The organism is Thermococcus sp. GR5 (genome assembly GCF_012027535.1).
Lineage (GTDB): Archaea > Methanobacteriota_B > Thermococci > Thermococcales > Thermococcaceae > Thermococcus > Thermococcus onnurineus.
The window spans coordinates 64,993-85,231 of record NZ_SNUN01000008.1; the positions used below are offsets into that span (position 1 = coordinate 64,993).

General features: G+C 51.7%; 20 protein-coding genes. 10 read left to right on the forward strand and 10 right to left on the reverse strand.

Annotated elements, in window-relative coordinates:
* Window positions 1-151: 151 nt before the first annotated feature.
* The 5 genes from E3E33_RS08635 (at window position 152) to E3E33_RS08655 (ending at window position 5,399) form a co-directional block, all read left to right on the forward strand.
* Window positions 152-1,021 (forward strand): DMT family transporter, encoded by an 870-nt coding sequence (locus tag E3E33_RS08635; protein WP_167710692.1) that lies wholly within the window; start codon window positions 152-154, stop codon window positions 1,019-1,021.
* Between the two features lie 287 nt (window positions 1,022-1,308).
* The gene (locus E3E33_RS08640; protein ID WP_167710693.1) at window positions 1,309-1,881 is read left to right on the forward strand and encodes a CBS domain-containing protein; all 573 of its coding nucleotides are present in this window, start codon (window positions 1,309-1,311) and stop codon (window positions 1,879-1,881) included.
* 165 nt (window positions 1,882-2,046) lie between these two features.
* Complete coding sequence (locus E3E33_RS08645; protein WP_240912067.1) at window positions 2,047-3,183, forward strand: GldG family protein; 1,137 nt, start codon at window positions 2,047-2,049, stop codon at window positions 3,181-3,183.
* 97 nt (window positions 3,184-3,280) lie between these two features.
* Entirely contained in the window at window positions 3,281-5,161 is a 1,881-nt protein-coding gene (locus E3E33_RS08650; RefSeq protein WP_342764284.1) for a helical backbone metal receptor, read from the forward strand.
* Between the two features lie 64 nt (window positions 5,162-5,225).
* Window positions 5,226-5,399 carry a hypothetical protein gene (locus E3E33_RS08655; protein ID WP_012571504.1) on the forward strand — a complete coding sequence of 58 codons (174 nt, stop codon included), beginning with the start codon at window positions 5,226-5,228 and terminating at the stop codon, window positions 5,397-5,399.
* 281 nt (window positions 5,400-5,680) lie between these two features.
* On the opposite strand, the gene E3E33_RS08660 is transcribed toward E3E33_RS08655, so the two are convergent.
* From E3E33_RS08660 to E3E33_RS08690, 7 genes are all read right to left on the reverse strand, one after another.
* Window positions 5,681-6,901, reverse strand: a complete 1,221-nt coding sequence (locus E3E33_RS08660) for an iron-containing alcohol dehydrogenase (protein ID WP_206203329.1) — start codon at window positions 6,899-6,901, stop codon at window positions 5,681-5,683.
* A 287-nt stretch (window positions 6,902-7,188) separates the two neighbouring features.
* Complete coding sequence (locus tag E3E33_RS08665) at window positions 7,189-7,695, reverse strand: 4Fe-4S dicluster domain-containing protein (RefSeq protein WP_012571502.1); 507 nt, start codon at window positions 7,693-7,695, stop codon at window positions 7,189-7,191.
* 5 nt (window positions 7,696-7,700) lie between these two features.
* Complete coding sequence (locus tag E3E33_RS08670; protein ID WP_167710694.1) at window positions 7,701-8,759, reverse strand: FAD-dependent oxidoreductase; 1,059 nt, start codon at window positions 8,757-8,759, stop codon at window positions 7,701-7,703.
* A gap of 5 nt (window positions 8,760-8,764) precedes the next feature.
* A complete protein-coding gene (locus E3E33_RS08675) occupies window positions 8,765-9,148 on the reverse strand; it encodes a 4Fe-4S dicluster domain-containing protein (protein ID WP_206203328.1) in 384 nt (127 codons plus the stop codon).
* Window positions 9,148-9,639: a 4Fe-4S dicluster domain-containing protein gene (locus E3E33_RS08680; protein ID WP_012571499.1), complete on the reverse strand. Its 492-nt coding sequence runs from the start codon at window positions 9,637-9,639 to the stop codon at window positions 9,148-9,150. The genes E3E33_RS08675 and E3E33_RS08680 overlap by 1 nt, the downstream gene beginning before the upstream one ends.
* Window positions 9,640-9,641: 2 nt before the next feature.
* The gene (fdhF, locus tag E3E33_RS08685; protein ID WP_167710695.1) at window positions 9,642-11,684 is read right to left on the reverse strand and encodes a formate dehydrogenase subunit alpha; all 2,043 of its coding nucleotides are present in this window, start codon (window positions 11,682-11,684) and stop codon (window positions 9,642-9,644) included.
* A gap of 32 nt (window positions 11,685-11,716) precedes the next feature.
* Complete coding sequence (locus tag E3E33_RS08690; RefSeq protein ID WP_167710696.1) at window positions 11,717-12,706, reverse strand: formate/nitrite transporter family protein; 990 nt, start codon at window positions 12,704-12,706, stop codon at window positions 11,717-11,719.
* A gap of 371 nt (window positions 12,707-13,077) precedes the next feature.
* Between E3E33_RS08690 and hydB the strand changes: the two genes are divergently transcribed.
* From hydB to E3E33_RS08715, 5 genes are read left to right on the forward strand one after another with little or no spacing between them, the layout of a single operon-like run.
* Window positions 13,078-14,181, forward strand: a complete 1,104-nt coding sequence (gene hydB / locus E3E33_RS08695) for an NADPH-dependent hydrogenase/sulfhydrogenase 1 subunit beta (protein ID WP_012571496.1) — start codon at window positions 13,078-13,080, stop codon at window positions 14,179-14,181.
* Window positions 14,178-15,053: an NADPH-dependent hydrogenase/sulfhydrogenase 1 subunit gamma gene (hydG, locus tag E3E33_RS08700; protein WP_012571495.1), complete on the forward strand. Its 876-nt coding sequence runs from the start codon at window positions 14,178-14,180 to the stop codon at window positions 15,051-15,053. The genes hydB and hydG overlap by 4 nt, the downstream gene beginning before the upstream one ends.
* A 10-nt stretch (window positions 15,054-15,063) precedes the next feature.
* Window positions 15,064-15,855, forward strand: coding sequence for an NADPH-dependent hydrogenase/sulfhydrogenase 1 subunit delta (gene hydD / locus E3E33_RS08705; protein ID WP_167710697.1), 792 nt, complete (start codon window positions 15,064-15,066; stop codon window positions 15,853-15,855).
* Window positions 15,852-17,141 (forward strand): NADPH-dependent hydrogenase/sulfhydrogenase 1 subunit alpha, encoded by a 1,290-nt coding sequence (hydA, locus tag E3E33_RS08710; RefSeq protein ID WP_167710698.1) that lies wholly within the window; start codon window positions 15,852-15,854, stop codon window positions 17,139-17,141. Before hydD ends, hydA begins: the two co-directional genes overlap by 4 nt.
* Before the next feature lie 48 nt (window positions 17,142-17,189).
* Window positions 17,190-17,639, forward strand: coding sequence for a hydrogenase maturation protease (locus tag E3E33_RS08715; protein ID WP_012571492.1), 450 nt, complete (start codon window positions 17,190-17,192; stop codon window positions 17,637-17,639).
* A 13-nt stretch (window positions 17,640-17,652) separates the two neighbouring features.
* On the opposite strand, the gene E3E33_RS08720 is transcribed toward E3E33_RS08715, so the two are convergent.
* From E3E33_RS08720 to sufC, 3 genes are all read right to left on the reverse strand, one after another.
* Window positions 17,653-17,946, reverse strand: a complete 294-nt coding sequence (locus E3E33_RS08720; RefSeq protein WP_012571491.1) for a hypothetical protein — start codon at window positions 17,944-17,946, stop codon at window positions 17,653-17,655.
* A gap of 113 nt (window positions 17,947-18,059) precedes the next feature.
* The gene (locus E3E33_RS08725) at window positions 18,060-19,397 is read right to left on the reverse strand and encodes a SufD family Fe-S cluster assembly protein (protein ID WP_167710699.1); all 1,338 of its coding nucleotides are present in this window, start codon (window positions 19,395-19,397) and stop codon (window positions 18,060-18,062) included.
* Window positions 19,390-20,136: a Fe-S cluster assembly ATPase SufC gene (sufC, locus tag E3E33_RS08730; protein WP_167710700.1), complete on the reverse strand. Its 747-nt coding sequence runs from the start codon at window positions 20,134-20,136 to the stop codon at window positions 19,390-19,392. Before sufC ends, E3E33_RS08725 begins: the two co-directional genes overlap by 8 nt.
* Between the last annotated feature and the right edge of the window lie 103 nt (window positions 20,137-20,239).

The following is a 20,239-nucleotide window of genomic DNA, read 5'->3' on the forward strand; positions in this document are numbered from 1 at the left end:
CTCAAGATCGTCATCATCCTGACGTCAGTTCTGCCGAGGTCATCATCTGGACTACCAGAGTCGTATATCCTTATAACTCTTAGCAAGCCACCCACTTTTCGTCATCAATCGAAACGCCAAGTTTTTAAGCTGAAATATATTCGATGTACACATGAACACGCTGATCCTTGGAGTTCTAGCTGCCATTACCTCTGCATTCTCATGGGCGGCATCGACGATACTAATAAAGGTGGGTATGAGAAACAAAAGTCCCGTGGCGGTGAACATCTTCCGCCTCTATGCCGTTTCTATAATGTTCGCGGTTATCTTTCTCATCAACGGCACTTTTTCTCAAATAGCCGTGCTTCCGCCAGAGCTCCTTCTGGTGGCGTTCGTCTCGGCACAGTTTGGCTTTGTCGTAGGTGACTACTTCTACTTCAACGCCCTCAAGCTCATGGGTGTTTCAAGGACGGTGCCCATAACCTCAACCTATCCCCTTTGGACAATACTTTGGGCCTCCCTCTTCCTCGGAAGAAAGATAAGCCCACAGGTCATCGTCGGCGCCATACTCGTTGTTGTGGCCATAATCGTCGTCAGGAAGGCAGAGGAAGAGGAGCACATAAACCTCAGAGGATTTGTCTTCGCCCTTCTCGCACCCGTTTCATGGAGTTTCGCGATACTGACCATGGACTGGCTCACCCAGAGTATAGACGTTCTTTCTCTGGCAGGAATAAGGATGGTGTTCGCGGCAATAGGTATTTCCCTCTTCCTGCCGAGATATGGAAAAGAGCTCAGGGAAATAACCCAGAAAGAGGCCATTGTCCTTATAGGCGCCGCCATCAGCGGGCTCATGCTCGGGCAGTACTTCTTCGTCTATTCAGTCAACCTCGTGGGTTCTCAGATAGCGGCACCGGTATCCGCGATAAATCCAATAATAGCCTCTGCTATGGCAATTTTGCTCCTGAAGGAGCCTCCCAACAAGAAGATACTGGAGGGTCTCATTCTGGCTGTGCTTGGAGTCATACTTATATCCACTGCCTGAACCGCCAAGGTTTTAAGCCCTGAAGCATAGGGAATATCGCCGACAGCGAGGGTACAATTGTACCCTCGTGGGGCTCGGACGAACCCGCACCCCAGACGTATCGGGCTGGGTGATGGGGTTGTGCTCACGCCGAGCCCACAGGGCCGGGAGCATCCACCCGCGTGAGGGAATGAACGCGGGCCTCTGTGCCCGGCCCACAGCATTTCAACGCCTTTCTGAACCGTCAAACACACTTCTGGACAAAGCTTATAACCTCCCAGACTGGGATTAATAACTGGTGGTTATTTGTGGTGATAATACCCCGTCCCATCGATCCAAAGGAAATACGGCGAATTCGAAAGGAGCTAGGGATAACCCAGGAAGAACTCGCTGAAAAGGCTGGCGTGACTCAGGCCTATATTGCCAAGCTCGAGGCGGGAAAGGTCGATCCCAGACTGTCAACTTTCAATCGAATTCTTCAGGCCCTTCTTGAGTGTAAAAAGGCCCAGCTAAGGGCCAAAGACGTGATGTCTTCCCCAGTTATCTCCGTCAAGCCTTACGAGAGCGTTGAAAACGTTATCCGAATTATGAACGATCACAACATCTCGCAAATTCCGGTCATAGCTGGCAACAAGGTTGTTGGCTCTGTCACGGAGCGAACCCTTGTGAGGCAGAGCCTTGAGTATGAGGATATTTACGACAGAAAGGTCATGGAGGTCATGGAGGAGCCGTTTCCGATAGTGAACGAGGATGAAGATCTGGAGGTCGTAAAGTATCTCCTCGAGGAGCATCCGGCCGTCCTTGTTCAGGACAGAGAGGGTAGAATAAAAGGAATCATTACCAGAGTGGACATTTTCCGGATCGGCAAAGGGAGAGAGTAGTCCGTTTCACACTATTCTCTTTTAGAGGTGGGGAAAACATTTTATCATTAGGTGTCTAACTATGAGAGCTGCCGATTACTTAACGGGGGAATGGCCGTGAAAAGGGCGTTATTATTTATGATTCTGATTCTCATTGTGGTATTTTCTGAGCACGCCGGGGCAACAATGATAGCCGTTGACGTATCCCATAATGAGGGAACTGTTGCACTGGTAACCCCCATAATTGACCCTATGACAGGTAATGTTGTTGCAGAGGGAATTATCCCCACTCTGTCATGGTACGACTGGGCGTACTTTGGCTATGATTCAGAACTGGAGAAAGCAAACGTTAGACGGTTAGGTTACACTATAACCTATGAAGCCCTGAAAGACGTCGACATACTAATAATCGGCCAGCTCAGAGAAGAACTTTCCCCGGAAGAAATAGACGCAATAGTAAAGTGGTTCTCCGAGGGAGGGAAAGTCCTCTGGGTGGCCGGTGACTCAGACATCAAAGATGGGGCCTACATCCAAGACAACGTCAACAAACTCCTCTCAGCCATCCCGAACGTCAGACTCAGGATAGACTATGCAACCACTACCGACACGTTCAGCAACGCCGGGAAGAGCGTCTATGTGGCCGGCTACGTCAGAGTTGACCTTCGAACACCTGATGCATCAATACTCAATCAAGGTTATCAGTCGGAGGTCGGCAAGGTTCTCTTCCATGAGCCCGGTGTCATAGCATGGACAGACGAGAACGGCAAGTGGCACCGCCTTATGGCTGGAGAAATCCCGGAGGGAGTTTACAGGATCATCACAACGAGCGGCAACGGCATGATAGAGGACAACTACGCCCCCGAGCCAATGGCCTACAGAACCTGGGAGAAGGGGCTGTTCACACTCCTTGCGGTCGAGTTCGTGGAGCTTCCTAACGGCGCTGAAAGCCTGCTCATAGTCAGTGCCGAGAGCCCCTACGGAAGTCCTGTGCCAATATGGATAAACCGCTATGGTTCCTACCTCTTCGACGGTCAGCAATTCGTCACCAACCTGCTCCGTTGGGTGATCCTGCAGGCGTCAAAACTGACGCCAGCTGAAGAGGCAACAGCAGCCACAACGACCACGACCACTATTACTATCGACACGATCACGGAAAGCCCAAAGACGACAACCCCCAAGGTCACCCCGACGACGCACAACGCTACGCCGCTCACAACCACAACGGAAGACTCCAGGGGGATACCCCTATGGGGCCTTGGACTCGCGGGTATTTTGCTTCTTGGAGCAGTTATTCTGACGTTCCTCGTGATGAGAAAGCAGTGAGGGTTCCTTTTCTTTTTAGATCTTTCACAGATGGCCAAAATATCCAACAAACTTATATACCTCTAGCCCAACCACTAATGGACAAATAATCCAGGTGATGGCAATGAAAAAGACCGCCATCTCGCTCATGTTCCTAATGCTCGGGGCAGTCATAGCGGCCGGCTGTATAAGCTCAAACGGGTCAACCACCACTCCGACCGTGCCGAGTACCACCTCAAGCGAAACGTCAAGCCCGAGCCCTAGCCCAACGACCACTTCGGGCTCGAGCCCGAGTGAAACGACCACGACTGCAACAGAGAAGTCCTACTATCCAATTACTATAACTGACTTTGTAGACAGAGAAGTAACAATCGAGAATGAGCCAATGAAAGTCGTTACCCTCGCGCCCAGCATAACAGAAGACCTCTACTATCTCGGTCTCTTCGACAGGGTAGTCGGCGTTACAGACTACGATGACTTCCCGCCGGAGGTTGCGAACGTAACCAGGATCGGCGGCTACGGTCAGTACGCGAACCTCGAAATCATAGCTTCACTCAAGCCGGATCTCATCCTCGTAGACAGCTTCTCGATGCCAATCCTGAGCGACCTCGAAAAGATAGCCCCAGTTGTTGTCGTTGATCCCCACAGTCTGGATGACATACCGAAGGCTCTTGAACTCCTTGGGAAGGTATTTAATAAAGAAGATGTCGCCGCTTCCGCAATGGCAGAATTCCAGGCAGGGATAGACGCCATCAGCTCGGCGGTTAAGGATGAACCCAAGCTTAAGATCTTCTACGTTGTTTGGAACAACCCGCTTATGACTGCCGGCGGCGGCACTTTCATCAGCGACATCATGAACCTTGCAGGGGGAGAAAATATCTTCGCAGACGCTGAAGGCTGGCCGACCGTCAGCATCGAGCAGGTCATCGAGAGGGACCCTGACGTGATAATACTTACCCCCCACTGCGGCATGACTGTCCAAGATGTCTACAAGGGCGAGCTTGCCAACACGAAGGCAGCCAAGGAAGGAAAGGTCTTCGTGATCGAGAACGAGAACGACCTTATTCACCCGAGCCCAAGGGTTGTTAGGGGCCTGGAAACCCTCGCTAAGCTCCTTCACCCGAAAGCATTCGAGACGGCATACCCACTTACAGTTACGGACTTTGCCGGCAGGCAGGTTACTATCGAGAGCGAGCCGATGAGAATAGTCTCCCTTGCACCGAGCATTACAGAAAGCCTATTCTACATCGGAGCAGGTGATAAGGTGGTTGGAGTTACAGACTACGATGATTTCCCACCAGTCGTCAGGAACATCACAAGTGTAGGTGGCTATGGCCAGTACGCAAACCTTGAGATTATAGCATCCCTCAACCCAGACCTCATCCTCGTAGACAGCTTCTCGATGCCAATCCTGAGCGACCTCGAAAAGATAGCCCCCGTCGTCATAGTGGATCCAAAGAACATCAGCGACATCTACATAGAGATAGAGATGCTTGGAGAGATAACCAACCGTGAGGAAGGGGCGAGGGCGGTAGTTGCCGACATGAAGGCGAAGGTGAGCTATATCACCTCAATGGTCAACGGGCAGGAGAAACCTAAGGTGCTCTTCATAACCTGGTGGAACCCGCTCTATGTTCCGGGCAGTGGCACCTTCCAGGACGACCTCATAAAGCTCGCCGGTGGAGAGAACATCTTCTCTGACATGAGCGGTTGGGCCCAGGTCAGCCTTGAGCAGGTGCTCGAGAGAAACCCGGAGATAATAATTCTTTCAGCCCATGCAGGTATAACTGCCGAGGATCTGTGCAACACCGAGCTTGCCAACACTGACGCAGTGAAGAACGGTAGGGTCTACACAATCAGCGACGACAATCTCGTCTCAAGACCTGGTCCAAGAATAGTCTACGGCCTCGAGGAGATAGCCGAGTTCCTGCACCCGGAGCTCTTCAACTATCAGCCACAGCCACTCGTTTGCAATGCAGCCTCTTCAGCCTCCGGCTGATCTCCTTTTTATTTATTCTAGTAAAGGTTAAAAGTCCACCCACCCATTCCCCCCGGGTGGGAACATGGAGAGGAAAACGTTCTACAGGCTTCTGCTCGTCGTCGTTCTTATCCTTACGCTCATATACACATTGGGACTTATGGGAGTGGTTCCCTTCGAGGCGAGCTACTACATAACCCTATTTATGCTTATGTTGTTTATCTACCTCCGCCTTGATGCAAAGGCGAGGGGAGAGTGAGATGCCCTTCACTTGACGATCTAAGCGCGTTGAGAGGTCCTATTAATCCCCAACCTTAAAACTAGGAGAGAACATAACAATACCGTATTTTGCCCCAGAGGGGACGTCAAGCTTAGTAATTCCAAGAAGGACCCCGTTCTTGCTCGTGCTTGTGATTTCATGGGCAGTTCAGGATTAGAAACCTTTGTCAATAACTAAAACGGCATCATTGTTTGTGGGAACACGAAAGACCACAGTGACAAGGGAACTCAAAATTGAAAAATAGAGGTGAAGCAGATACCTCACTTGTTAAGCGGGTAGAGTGAATCGCGGTAGATGGCCGCGACGGTCTCCTTGGTAGCCTCAATCGGGGCAAGTGAAAGCAACAGGTCGAGGCTTGGGGTGGTCATGGCGAGTTCGGCGAGCTTATCAACGTCCTCCTCAGTGAAGCCAACGTCAATCAGCTTCTGAGTGATTCCGATGTTGAAGAGCCACTCCTCAACCTTCTTTGCGACGAGTTCAGCCTCTCCCGGGACTCCCTTAGCTTCTGGAACGAGTGGCCTGTAGACCTCGGCGAGTATCCTGGCGGTGGCCGGGTAGATGTGCTTGATAACTGCCGGCAGGAGCATGGCGAGGCCAAGTCCGTGTGGAAGGTCTGGCTTTACGGCGCTGAGCGGGTGCTCAAGAGCGTGGGTGAAGTGGAGCAGGCCATTGTCGAAGGATATACCCGCTATCGCGGAGGCGTAGAGCAGGTAGTACCTGGCCTGCAGGTTGTCCGGGTGAGCCAGGGCCTCTGGGAGGTAGTCGAATATCAGCCTGGCGGTCTCCTGGGCGAGAAGTATTGAGTAAGGGCTAGCAAACTTGGTGGTGGCGGCCTCTGTGATGTGGTTAAGGGCATCAATGGTTACGTAGCGAGTCTGGTCGGCCGGAAGCTTTGTCATAAGCGCCGGGTCGTCGATGGAGTAGAGTGGGTAGATACAGTCGTAGGCTATGGCCGGCTTGTACTCCTTCTCCGGAATCGAAGCCACTGCGAACCTGTCGACTTCAGTTCCAGTTCCGTGGGTCGTGTTCACGGCTATGATGGGCTTGGCCTTCGTTGGGGTGAACTTAAGCTCGTAAAGGTCCCTGGCAGTCTTGTCGGTGTACTCCAGCAGAATCGCAACGCTCTTGGCGCTGTCAATTGGACTTCCACCACCAATGCCAATAACAGCCTGGGCTCCAAACTCTTTACCGAGCTGGGTGGCCTCATCGATCATATCAACGGTTGGGTTTGGGCCGACCTTATCGTAGTGGACGTACTCAATACCGTACTCCTCAAGGGCGGGCTTGACAACGTCCCAGGCGCCACACTTCTTGTATGAACTCTTTCCAGTGACGAGAATGACCTTGGTTATGCCGCGGTTTTCCTTAAGATCCTTGGCTATGTCGTAGAACTTGTTAATGGCTCCAATACCGAAGTATGTCATGGATCTGCAGCGAAGTTCGAACACCTGATTTATGGGGATCTGGGACTCCCACAACATTGTACATCCCTCCAAATGTGTTCATTTGTAGCTATTTCGGGTAGAATAAAAACCTTTTTACAACAAGAAATGCATAACCAATAGTTTTTAACAAAATGTCTAATGAAATCCCAGTTTCTTTAACTAAAATGGTAAACAAAAGCATAAAAATATTACGGAAATTATAATACACAGATTTGTTTTCTTTTTTGAACAAACTAAAACACTTAAATTTAACACACAGAGGACTTTCAGGCCATACTTGTGAGTTCCGACAAAACGATGAAAAAGTCAAAACAGATGGGTAGTTAAAGCATCCTCCCAACACCTTCCATGTCTACGGCAGCTATCCTCTCGCGTGCTATCCTCTCGGCAGTCCTGCGTCTTATCCTGTCCTCGACCTCTTCGGGCTTTCCAAAGAATATTGCCTCTGCGGGACACATCTCGGCGCAGGCAGGTTCCATGCCAAGCCTTCTCCTGTCGGCACACATATCGCACTTCGTGACTGCCTTAGTCTTGACGTCAAAGCTCGGCACGCCAAATGGACAGACGGCAAGACACATGTAGCAGCCTATGCACTTGTCAGGGTTTATTATGATGGCTCCGTCGCTGTCGCGGTAAATTGCACCTGCAGGACAGACGTCCATACAGGGTGCCCTCTCGCAGTGGCGGCAGTTTATTGGAATCGGAAGTCCGGTGACAGTGTAGTAAATCCTTATGTTGGGCTTGCCACCGTGGAGGAAGTCACAGACTGCCTCACATGTCTCACAACCAATACAAAGGCTGTAATCAACGTGAAGGATTCTCCTCGTCATTCCCATCACCTCCCCATCAGCCACATGTGCATGGCCTCAGCAGCATACAGGCCATCCTTAACAGCCTTACCAACCTTTGACGGGCCTAAAACGACGTCTCCTGCGGCGAAAACACCTTCCCTGCTCGTCATGTGCCTTCTGTCAACCACAATCCTGCCCTTCTTATCGACGGCTATACCGATCTCTTCTGCGAAGGGTGGAGTGGGGCTCTGACCGACGGCGAAGATGACATAATCCACGTCTATCTGGAAGTTCGAACCTTCTACTGGAACAGGCCTCCTCCTGCCGCTCTCGTCGGGTTCACTGAGCTTGGTCTTCACCAGCTCCACAGCTCTGACCTTTCCGTTCTCACCTATTATCCTGACCGGCATCGTCCTCTCCAGCCACTTCACACCCCTCTGCTGGAGGAGGTTAATCTCGTAGGCCCCCGCAGGAGCCTCCCTTATCGTCCTGCGGTAACTGAGGTACACCTTATCCGCTCCGAGGAGAACGCTCTCCAATGCAGCATCGACGGCTGTGTGGCCAGCACCAACGACCAGCACTTTCTTGCCCTCCACTGGTGTGACCTTGCCCCAATCCATGTGGCCGAGCTTGGCGCTCTTTATTCTAAAGAGATACTCAAGGGCCGGGAAGACACCCTCAAGCTCCGCTCCCTCAATGTTTGGAATCCAGCACTTCCACGTTCCTGTTGCTATTAGTACCGCATCGTACTTCTCCACGAGTTCCTTGAAGTCTACCCTGTTCTCAACGAATTCGTCTCCTGATTCTCCTTCCAGATTCCCGAAGTACACTTTGGTTCTGGTGAAGAACTTGACATTGTAGACCCGTTCTAATTCTTCATAGCCTTCTCTAACGCGGTATATTGGAATCCTGAACTCTGGTATGCCAAATAGCATTAATCCTCCAGGCTCCGGCAACTTGTCGTAAACATGAACCTCATGACCCTGACAGACAAGGTAGCCAGTTGCCGCCAAACCTGCCGGTCCGGCTCCGATAACGGCTATCTTCTTCCCAGTTGGTTCTGGTCTTTCCCTACACAGGAACGCAAACCTCATCCCGCTCATACTCATCACCCCAGGTAAGCCTCATATTTGTTGGCAACGCCAAACAGCCTTTTCCTCTTGCAGTCATCACAGAGAAAGGCAATCTCAGGGTTTTCACCCAGCTCAATCAGCTTTTTTGCGAGATATTCGGCTTCTTCCTTCACGACGTTGAGCCTTTTCCCGCAGATGGCACAGTAGGCAAACTCAAAGACCAGCTTCCCTTTGTCTGGCTTCCCTTCCAGCGCCCCCGTTGGGCAGGCTTCGTTGCACTCAAAGGAGCATTCTTCGCATTTCTTCGGGTCGAAGACTATCCTCCTCACACTATCTTCAAAAACTGAAATGGCCGAGTAGGGGCAGGCCTTTGCACAGACCCCGCACCCCACACAGAGCTCCACCTTCAGCACCGTCATCACCCGAAGTAGGCGAGCGTTTCGACCGCCTTCCTCTGGGCTTCGACGATGCGCTCGGCCTTGCGCCTCCTCTTCTCTTCCATCAGCTCGTTGAGGTCAGCGTAGATTATCGCATCGGTGGGACAGACCGCAGCGCAGAGCGGATCTCTGCCCTCCTTCCTTCTTTCGGCACATAGGTCACACTTCACAGCCAGCTCCTTTATCGGGTCAACTATCGGAATCGCGTAGGGGCAGACGGCCGAACACATGTAGCAGCCGATACACTTGGACTCGTCTATCACAACTGCGCCATCTTCGTCGCGATAGATGGCCTTCGTCGGGCAGACTTCGATACACGGAGCCTTCTCACAGTGGCGGCAGTTAAGGGGAACCGCTATGTCCCTGAACTCGTAGACCGTGATGAATGAAATTCCGTGCTCCTTCTCACAGGCCACCTCGCAGGCGCGGCAGGCAATGCAGCGCCCGAGGTTTATGAACAGCTTTTTCTCCATCTTCAGCACCCCCCAATCTTCTCCACCCTACAGGCGGCCACCTTCAGCTCGGGAATCTTTGCTTCTGGATCGAGGACATCGTTCGTGAGTATATTGGCCCCCCAGTGCCACGGAACTGCGATCACCCCTTCCGAGACATCTTCAGTAACGACCGCCCTGCAGGTGTAGCTTCCACGTCTCGTAACTATCCTTATCATTTCACCATCCTGTATACCCAGCTTCTTTGCATCTTCCGGACTTATCTGGGCGTACGGGCTGGACCAGCGCTTCTTCAAGCTTTCACTCCTGTTACTCATCGTGAGTGTGTGGTACTGGCCGACGATGCGGAATGTCGTCAGTATGAATGGGTACTCCTCATCGGGCTCTTCTGCAGGTGGCTTGAACTCTACGGGGATTATGTTGGCCTTTCCGTCGGGGGTGGCGAAGCGCTCGACATGCAGCCTCGGCGTTCCAGAATGATCCTCGCTCGGGCACGGCCACTGCACACCCATAACCTCTCGCTTGAGCCTATCGGGGGTTATCCCACGGTACTGCGGAGCAACGAGGGTTATCTCCCTCGTAATATCTTCAACGTCTGAGTAGTCGAACTTTGGCAGGCCGAGAGCCTTTCCAAGCATCGTCAGTATCTCCCAGTCCGGTTTGGCTTCTCCTGGCGGCTCAATCGCCTTGAAGTTCCACTGGACGCGCCTCTCGCTCGCGGTGAATGATCCTTCCTTCTCGGCGTATGCGGCTGCTGGGAGCACGTAGTGAGCCAGCTCGGCCGTTTCGGTGAGGAATATATCCTGAACAACGAGAAGTTCGAGGTTCTTGAGAGCCTCGATAACGTGCTTCGTGTTCGGATCGCTCATGACCGGATTCTCGCCCATTATGTAGAGTGCCTTCAACTCGCCTTTAGCAGCCGCATCAATCATCTCTGGAATAGTAAGGCCCGGCTTCGAGGGCAGATCTTCAACGCCCCAAATTTCCGCCACGTGCTTCCTCTTCTCGTCGTCAGTTACCTTCTGATAGCCTGGAAAGACGTTTGGCAAGGCTGCCATGTCACATGCTCCCTGAACATTGTTCTGACCGCGCATCGGGAAGAGACCTGTTCCTTCTCTTCCGACGTAGCCACAGATCAGAGCCAGATCAGCGAGGGCCTTAACGTTGGCCGCCCCAGTGACGTGCTGCGTCAGTCCCATTGCCCACATCACGATGCCCCGTCCGGCAGTAGCAAAGGTTATAGCGGCTTCTCTGATGAGCTTGGCGGGAACACCGGTTATTTCCTCGGCGTATTCTGGCGTGTACTTCTGGACAGCTGCTATGAGCTTCTCAAAGCCCTTCGTCCGGTTCATGATGAACTCCCTGTCATAGAGCCTTTCTTCAATGATGACGTGCATCATGGCGTTGGCTAGGACTATGTCCGTTCCAGGCTTAAGCTGGAGGTGCATATCGGCGAACCAGACAGTCCTCGTCTTCCTCGGATCTACGACGATTATCTTGGCCCCGTTGTCCCTCGCGCGGAGGATGTAGCGCATGAGAACCGGGTGGGTTTCTGACGGGTTGTATCCCCATATCAGGAGTACCTTAGCCTTGGGTATGTCCGTGTAGGAGCCGCTCTGAGCGGCAGCGCCAACCGTCTGAGCAAGACCGACGACCGTTGAGGCGTGACAGAGCCTCGCGCAGTGGTCGACGTTGTTGGTGCCCAGAAGGCGGGCTATTTTCTGCAGGAGGTAGTTCTCCTCGTTGGAACAACGGGCACTTGAGAAGAAGCCTAACGTATCCGGCCCGTACTTCTCGCGTATCTCCAGAAGCTTTTCAGCAATCTCCTTTATCGCCTGTTCCCAGCTTATCTCGACGAAGCCGTTTTCAGTTCTCTTGAGCGGCTTTTTCAGCCTATCTTTGTGTCTGAGGAAGTCAACGGCGGCGACACCCTTTGGACAGAGCTTTCCTTCATTAACACCACCGGGATACGGCTCTATTCCTATGGGCTGCCCGTTAAGAGTCTTTATGTAAAACCTGCACCCCATCCCACAGTATGGGCACAGGCCAATCTTAAACTCCTCCATCCGCACCACCGCCCCATCTTCATTTTGAACCTTCACAGCGCTCTCCTTACTAAATACGTCATCACAACTCCATAGACACTTATGATGAGTGGCACAAGCCATGTGGCAATGTTTCCGAGACCGCTGAGGGCGTAGGCTATTCCCGCTGGGATAAGCACTATGATAAAGACGAAGAGTGCCAGCACCTCGACAAAGTCAATCAGCTCTTTAATGGCATTTCTACCGTCAGCGAGGTACCAGTGGTAGAAGCCCACAAAGAGGAAGCCCCCGATGGCATTTCCTATCGTGACTGGGATTATGTTGTGGAAGAACTGGACCCAGCTTATCGCACCGTCCGAGGCAAATATGCTGGCGCTTATGGCCCACATGTTGGCTATGCTGTGCTCAAAACCTATGGCAACGAAGGCGAAGATCGGGAACCAGGTTACGATTACCTTCCCGGCAGTGTCTTTGGCGCGAATGTAGAGCCATATCGCCACGTTCACAAGCCAGTTACAGCCTATTCCCAGCCAGAGGGCCTTCCATGGGGTGAGCGCCACCTTGTAGTTGCCGACGCCTATCAGAACGTCCTTGAACAAACCACCTGCCATGAGCCCCGTTCCGTAAACTGCCAAGAATGCCAAGAAGACCGAGCCTATGAAATTGCCGGTGTAGCTGCCGATCCAGTTGTAGAGCACATCCTTAACGCTCGCCCTGCCCGTCATTTTCGAAAGTGTTACTATATGGGCGTTGCCTGTCCAGAGGTCCGCACCGCCAAGAAGGACGGCTATGAGACCGACTGGGAAAACTGCACCCAGAAGCAGTTTGAAGAGAGATAGGTTTGGGAAAGTGCCCAGCTCTGGATGGAAGCTTGCACTAGCGACTATGGCAAAAATGAATCCAAAGGCTATGTATGCACCAGCCATGAAACCCGCAAAGAGCAGCCTTGATGGAGTGGCCTTGGTCTTAACGCAGCCAACGTTTGAACACACATCCACGGCCTCATGAACATCATACAGCACGAGTGAATTATTCTGTGCCATACCCACCACCCTACATTAAATGTTCTAAGATGTTCATTCAGGTGTTAAATGAATTTGCTTAAAAACGTTTTTTTAACGGCCTTTTCCAAACTAAAGGTTCAACACTGCTTCATTAGTTGATTAGGAACTTTATACGACTATAGTGGCTTGGAATGGGTTATAATGGTTTATATTGTTCTCGGAACCGCTAAAAGGGACATCATTACGTCTAACATTTTTGTTATCTCTAAAATTCTAACTAAACAAAAGAGTTTTAACCTTTGGTTTACAATTTCCGGGTTTAAAAACGCTTTTTTATCTATCTACCAAGCCGAGACTGAGGGAACAAACATGAGCACGCGTAAGTTTATGTCCATTGGGGGGGTGGTAATATGAGATACGTCAAGCTTCCAAAAGAAAATACATATGAATTTTTAGAAAGACTAAAAAACCTCGGAAAGCTGTACGCCCCAGTGAAAATTTCCGATCAGTTCTATGATTTTAGAGAAATTGACGACGTCAGAAAGATTGAATTCAACTACACGAGAACCCTGATGCCGCCGAAGAAGTTCTTCTTCGCACCAAGGGAGAAGATGTTCGAGTTCAGCATCTCAAAAGCAGAGTATAGGGAAGTAATCCCCGAAGTCGAGCCCTTCGTCCTCTTCGGTCTCCACGCCTGCGACATCTACGGTCTGAAGATACTCGACAGCGTATATCTGGATGAGTACCCAGACAAGTACTACAAAGTCAGGCGTGAAAAAGGCATAATCATCGGTATAAGCTGTATGCCCGACGAGTACTGCTTCTGCAACCTGCTCAGGACGGACTTCGAGCACGACGGCTTTGATCTGTTCTTCCACGAGCTCCCTGACGGCTGGCTGATAAGGATAGGAACCCCCACCGGTCATAGGATAGTCGACAAGAACATCAAGCTCTTCACTGAAGTCGCACAGGAGGACATCTGCAACTTCAGAGAGTTCGAGAGGAAGCGCGCCCAGGCTTTCAGGTATCATGAGGAGTGGGACAACATCCACTACCTCCTTGAGCTGGAGATGGAGCACCCCCTCTGGGAGAAAGAGGCCGAGAAGTGCTTCGCCTGCGGCAACTGCAGCACGGTGTGTCCGACCTGCCGCTGCTATGAGGTTCAGGACATCGTCAACCTCGACGGAGACACGGGATACAGGGAAAGGCGCTGGGACTCGTGTAAGTTCAGGAGCCACGGACTGGTCGCGGGCGGCCACAACTTCAGGCCGACGAAGAAGGACCGCTTCATAAACCGCTATCTCTGTAAGATGTCCTTCCACTGGACACTTGGAATTAACTTCTGTGTGGGCTGTGGAAGATGTACTGCCTTCTGTCCGGCGGGCATTGATTTCGTGAAGAACCTCAGAATTATAGCTGGATTGGAGGATGCATCCTGCCCGTCAAAGCTGAGCGAAGAAATTCCAAAGAAAGGTTTTGCATATGCCAACAACATTAGAGGTGAAGACATATGAACGAGGCTCACGTCTGCATGTGTCACGACAATCCCTACGCCCTTGACAGGGTCAAGGTTCTCAGAGTGTACCGTTTAACAGAAACAGAGAAGCTATTTCTGTTCAGGTTTGAAGATCAAGAGATAGCCGAAAACTGGACCTTTAAGCCAGGACAGTTCGTTCAGCTTACCATACCCGGTGTTGGCGAAGTCCCGATAAGCATCTGCTCGTCGCCCATGAAGAGAGGATTCTTTGAGCTCTGTATCAGAAAGGCGGGAAGAGTCACCACAGTTGTTCACAAGCTCAAGCCGGGCGACACTGTCCTTGTCCGCGGGCCGTACGGAAACGGCTTCCCTGTCGATGAGTGGGAAGGGATGGATCTACTCCTCATCGCCGCAGGATTAGGAACAGCCCCACTCAGGAGCGTCTTCCTCTACGCCATGGACAACCGCTGGAAGTACGGAAACATAACCTTCATCAACACCGCCCGTTACGGAAAGGACCTCCTCTTCTACAAGGAACTTGAAGCCATGAAGGATCTCGCAGAGGCCGAGAACGTCCAGATAATTCAGAGCGTAACCAGAGATCCTGACTGGCCCGGCAGACATGGAAGGCCTCAGAAGTTCATAGTCGAGGCCAATACCAACCCGAAGAACACCGCGATAGCTATCTGCGGTCCGCCGAGGATGTATAAGGCGGTCTTCGAGGCGCTCATCAATTACGGTTACCGCCCCGAGAACATCTATGTAACGCTGGAGAGGAAAATGAAGTGTGGAATAGGCAAGTGCGGCCACTGTAACGTCGGAACGAGTACTAGCTGGAAGTACGTCTGCAGAGATGGACCGGTTTTCACGTACTTCGACATAGTATCAACGCCGGGACTGCTGGACTGAGGTGGTGGAGATGGAGGGGAAGGTTCGTATAGGGTTTTACGCTCTCACCTCATGCTACGGCTGTCAGCTCCGGTTCGCCATGATGGACGAGATACTTCAGTTGCTCCCGAACACTGAAATCGTCTGCTGGTACATGCTTGACCGTGACAGCAGTGAGGACGAGCCCGTCGATATAGCCTTCATCGAAGGAAGCGTTTCAACAGAGGAAGAGGTTGAACTCGTCAAGAGGATACGCGAGAACGCCAAGATAGTCGTTGCAGTTGGGGCGTGTGCAACCCAGGGTGGGGTTCAGAGCTGGGAGAAGGATAAGAGCCTCGAAGAGCTCTGGAAGGCCGTTTACGGCGATGGGAAGGTTAAGTTCGAGCCGAAGATGGCCGAACCCCTCGAAAACTACATCAAAGTTGACTACCGCATCTACGGTTGCCCACCTGAGAAGAAGGACTTCATCTATGCCATAGGTACCTTCCTCGTTGGTTCTTGGCCAGAGGACATCGATTACCCGGTCTGTCTTGAGTGCAGACTGAAGGGTAACACATGCATTCTCATCGAGAAGGGCGAGCCGTGCCTTGGCCCGATAACGAGAGCGGGCTGTGACGCAAGATGCCCGAGCTACGGAATAGCATGCATAGGATGTAGAGGGGCGATAGGCTACGACGTTGCATGGTTCGACTCACTTGCCAGGACGTTCAAGGAAAAGGGCCTCACCAAGGAAGAAATCCTCGAAAGAATGAAGATTTTCAACGCACACAATCCAAAGCTGGAGGAGATGGTCGATAAGGTCTTTCAGGGGGTGAAAGAATGAAGAACCTCTACCTTCCAATCACCGTTGATCACATAGCGCGTGTAGAGGGCAAGGGCGGCGTTGAAATAGTCGTTGGTGATGACGGGGTCAAGGAGGTCAAGCTCAACATCATTGAGGGTCCGAGGTTCTTTGAGGCGATAACCATAGGCAAGAAGCTCGACGAGGCTTTGGCCGTTTATCCTAGGATATGCTCCTTCTGTTCAGCAGCCCACAAGCTCACTGCCGTCGAGGCGGCTGAAAAGGCAGTTGGCTTTGAGGTACGCGAGGAGATACAGGCCCTCAGGGAGGTTCTCTACATTGGAGACATGATAGAGAGCCACGCGCTCCACCTCTACCTCCTCGTCCTGCCAGATTACATGGGCTACTCCAACCCGCTCAAAATGCTTGACAAGTACAAGAAAGAGATCAACATTGCCCTTGACCTTAAGAACCTCGGAAGCTGGATGATGGACGAGCTTGGTGCAAGGGCCATCCACCAGGAAAACGTCGTCATGGGTGGTTTTGGCAAGCTCCCCGACAAGACTACGCTGGAGAAGATGAAGAAGAGGCTCCAGGAGGCCCTTCCACTTGCAGAATACACCTTCGAGCTGTTCTCCAAGCTTGAGCAGTACGAGGAAGTCGAGGGGCCGATAATCCATATGGCCGTCAGGCCGAGGGGAGACGTCTACGGCATATACGGCGACGCCATAAGCGTCAGCGACGGTTTCGAGTTCCCGAGCGAGGACTACAAGAAGCACATGGTTGAGCGCGTTGTGGAGCACAGCTTCGCCAAGCACAGCTTCTACAACGGGGAGAAGCCCTTCATGACGGGAGCCATATCGCGCGTTGTCAACCATGCTGATAAGCTCTACGGAAGGGCAAAGGAGCTCTACGAGAGCCACAAGGACTTACTCAGGCCAACCAACCCCTTCGCCAACAACCTCGCCCAGGCGCTTGAGTTAGTGTACTTCATGGAGAGGGGCATCGACCTTATCGACGAGGCCCTCGCTAAATGGCCGATAAGGCCGAGGGACGAGGTAGATGTAAAGGACGGCTTCGGTGTCAGCACCACCGAGGCACCGCGTGGAATCCTCGTCTACGCCCTAGAAGTCAAGGACGGAAGAGTAGCTTACGCGGATATCATAACGCCCACAGCCTTCAATCTCGCCATGATGGAGGTTCATGTACGCATGATGGCTGAGAAGCACTACAACGACGATCCTGAGAGGCTGAAGCTCCTTGCTGAGATGGTCGTCAGGGCCTACGACCCGTGCATCTCCTGTTCGGTGCACGTGGCGAGGCTTTAGCCATATCTTTTTATTTCCCTCTCAGATTCTTCTTTGGAGGCCGTATTCATGGAGACCCTAATCCTCGCCCTCGGCAACGAACTTATGAAGGATGATGGTGTCGGCCTGAAAGTCGGCAGGCTTTTGGCGGAAAAAGGTTACAACGTTCTAGAAGTTGGCACAGACATATTCATGCTCCAGAGCCATTACAGTGGAGAGGAAAGGCTCATAATCATCGACGCCATACTTAGCGAAAAGTTCAAGCCGGGAGAAATAATCCACGTGAGCGGCGGTGAAGTTTTCGAGAAGCTGAAGGCTGAAATCAGGAGTGCGCACTTCATGGGGGCAATAGACGGGCTCAAACTCCTCATGGCACTCGATGAAAGGCTTGCCAACGTTGAAATCCACTTCATTGGTATTGTTGCTAAGGAAATCAACCTGGGTATGGAACTGACCGAGGAAGTTAGGGAAGCCCTTCCGAAGGCTGTTGAGCTCGTTGAAGAATTAGTCAAAAAATAAGAGTTAAATGAACTCAGCCGAAGAGGAGCTCGAGCTCCTTCTTCATTATGCTTCTGTTCATCGCGAGATGGATTATAATCAGGAACATCATTATTATGCCGTACCTGGCTCTGAGCTTGAGAAAATCCAGCTGAGTCATTCCCAAGAAGCTTCCAGTTTTGCTGGCGATTATAGTTCCAATAGTGATGAATATCACCCCAAGGAACATCACGAACAAGAGCAGCGAAAATGCCGCCTTTATTTTGAGCCTCTTCCTCATTTTCGGGTTTTTCTTTGCCTCCTCAAAGGCCTTTGCCATCGGATCCATAGCATCACCCTTCAGAAAAAACGAGACTTTAGTTAAAAATACTTCGTTGAGGGTTTTCCAGGATAAAGAGATCAAAATTAGGAAAATTTGAAAACAAAAGGGAAAATTTTCAGTTACATCCCGCCACTGACGGCAAGTTCAATTATCTTCCGTATCTCCACGAGGAACTCCATTGGTATGTCCTTGAGCATCGGCTCGAGGAAGCCTTTGACTATGAGCTGAGTAGCCTTCTCCTCGCTCAAGCCACGGCTCATAAGGTAGAAGAGCTCCTCTTCACGGATTTTGCCTATAGCGGCTTCGTGGCTCAGCTCGGCGTCGTCAACCCTGCTGACCAGGCCCGGATATGTCTCCATCACAGCTTTGTCACTCATCAGCAAGGCGTCGCAGCTTATGTGCCCCTTGGTTCTTGGCGCTTCGGCCACTATCTTTCCTCTTGTTATGACAGTGCTCTCTTCCATTATGACTGCCTTGCTCGCATTTATTCCAGCGGCTTCCCTCCCCTGGAGGTACATCTCGCCGCCAAGATCAACATACCAGTCCTTTTGACCGAGAATGATCCCATTGAGCTCGACGTAACCGTTCTCCTCAACCCAGTACTTGGGGTTTGCTATATTGCTCCTGCCGGTGCCGAGGCCAACGGTTGTGTTGATGAAACGGGCGTTCTTGCCGATTCTGGCCCGTGTCATCGGCCTCGTGTGAACGTACTCAGGCCAGTTCTGGAGGACCGTGAGCTGTACCTTTGCCCCATCGTGTATGTAAGCCTCAGTCATGTCAAGGTGGAGAGAGTGCCTAACCAGAACCGGTGCAGTACAGCCCTCTATAAGATGGAACTCGGTGTTCCTCTCAGCGATGATTATGATGTGCGGCGCCTGAGCGAGGGCGCTCTCCTGGATGAGGAAAAACAGGTGAAGCGGGAATGGAACCTTCAGACCTTCCTTGACATATAGGAAAATGCCCCCGTTCCACACTGCCGTATGGTAAGCAGCCATCTTGCTCTCATTAACGCTAAACATCTGGAGGAAGTGCCTCTTTACAACGTCAGGGTACTTCTTCACGGCCTCCTCCATAGGAAGAACAATTAGGCCCTTTTTAGCCCACTCCTGGAGGAACTGGTTGTAGATTATGCCCGTGTCCGTCTGAACAGCCAGTCCAGCGATGTACTTCTGCTCGACCTCGCTTATGCCGAGCCTGTCTAGGAGTGCCTTCATTTCCGGTGGGAGGTCATCGAGGCTCTCTATGTGCTCTGGAAGGCCTTCTATCTCGGGCTTGGCTATGAACCTCAGCAGTTCGTCCTTGCTAATGACCGGATCATTGTGAGGAGCCTTCTCGAAGGCTTCTAAGCCTTTGTACCTTATGCGCGTCATCCATTCTGGCTCTTTGTTTCGCCTCGCGAGGTTCTCTATCTCCTGCGCTATGATCTCCTTGGCCTCCTGAATGGTTATCTCACTCATCGCAACCACACTCCTCGAAAATCTTCTGGAAGCCCTTCTCCTCGATCTCCTTCACGAACTCGCCTCCGCGCTCAAGGACGATTCTGCCGTCCTTCATCACATGAACCCTAAACTTGCTTGGGTCGAGGTGCTGGAGTATCCTGCCATAGTGAGTTATCAGGAGAATCGCCGTTCCCTTCTCGTGAAGCTCATCTATCTTCCTCGAGATGACACTGAGTGAATCGACATCGACACCGCTGTCAGGCTCATCGAGGATGAGGAGCTTCGGCTCAAGAAGAAGTGCCTGGAGAATCTCAAATCTCTTCCTCTCACCGCCGGAGAAGCCGACGTTAACGTACCTCATGAGATCCTCCTCTTTGAACCAGAGCCCCTTTGCGGTCTCAACAATCATGTCGTACGCCTCGGCGAGATCAATCCCCTTAACCTCCGCAAGAACCTGCTGGAGGAATTCCATTATCCTGACGCCTTCAACCTCCTCCGGATGCTGAAAGGCCAGCATTATCCCCCTCTTGGCCCTCTCGTCCGGGGGAAGATCAGTTATGTCCTCACCGTTGAAGAGTATTCTCCCGTTCCTGATTTCATACCTTGGATGACCCACAATGGTCAGCGCCAGCGTTGACTTTCCGGATCCGTTTGGCCCCATGATTACATGAAACTCCCCGTCACCCACAGAAATGTTCACACCTTTAAGAATCTCCTTGCCTCCAACTGCGACCTTGAGGTTCTCTACGTTGAGCAATCTCTCACCTCCACGGTAACCTAGACTCACCATCTTTTAAGCATTCTGGCCAAAGATGTGGAAGGCTATAAAAAGAGTGTTCCGTGTGAGAAAGATCGGAGAG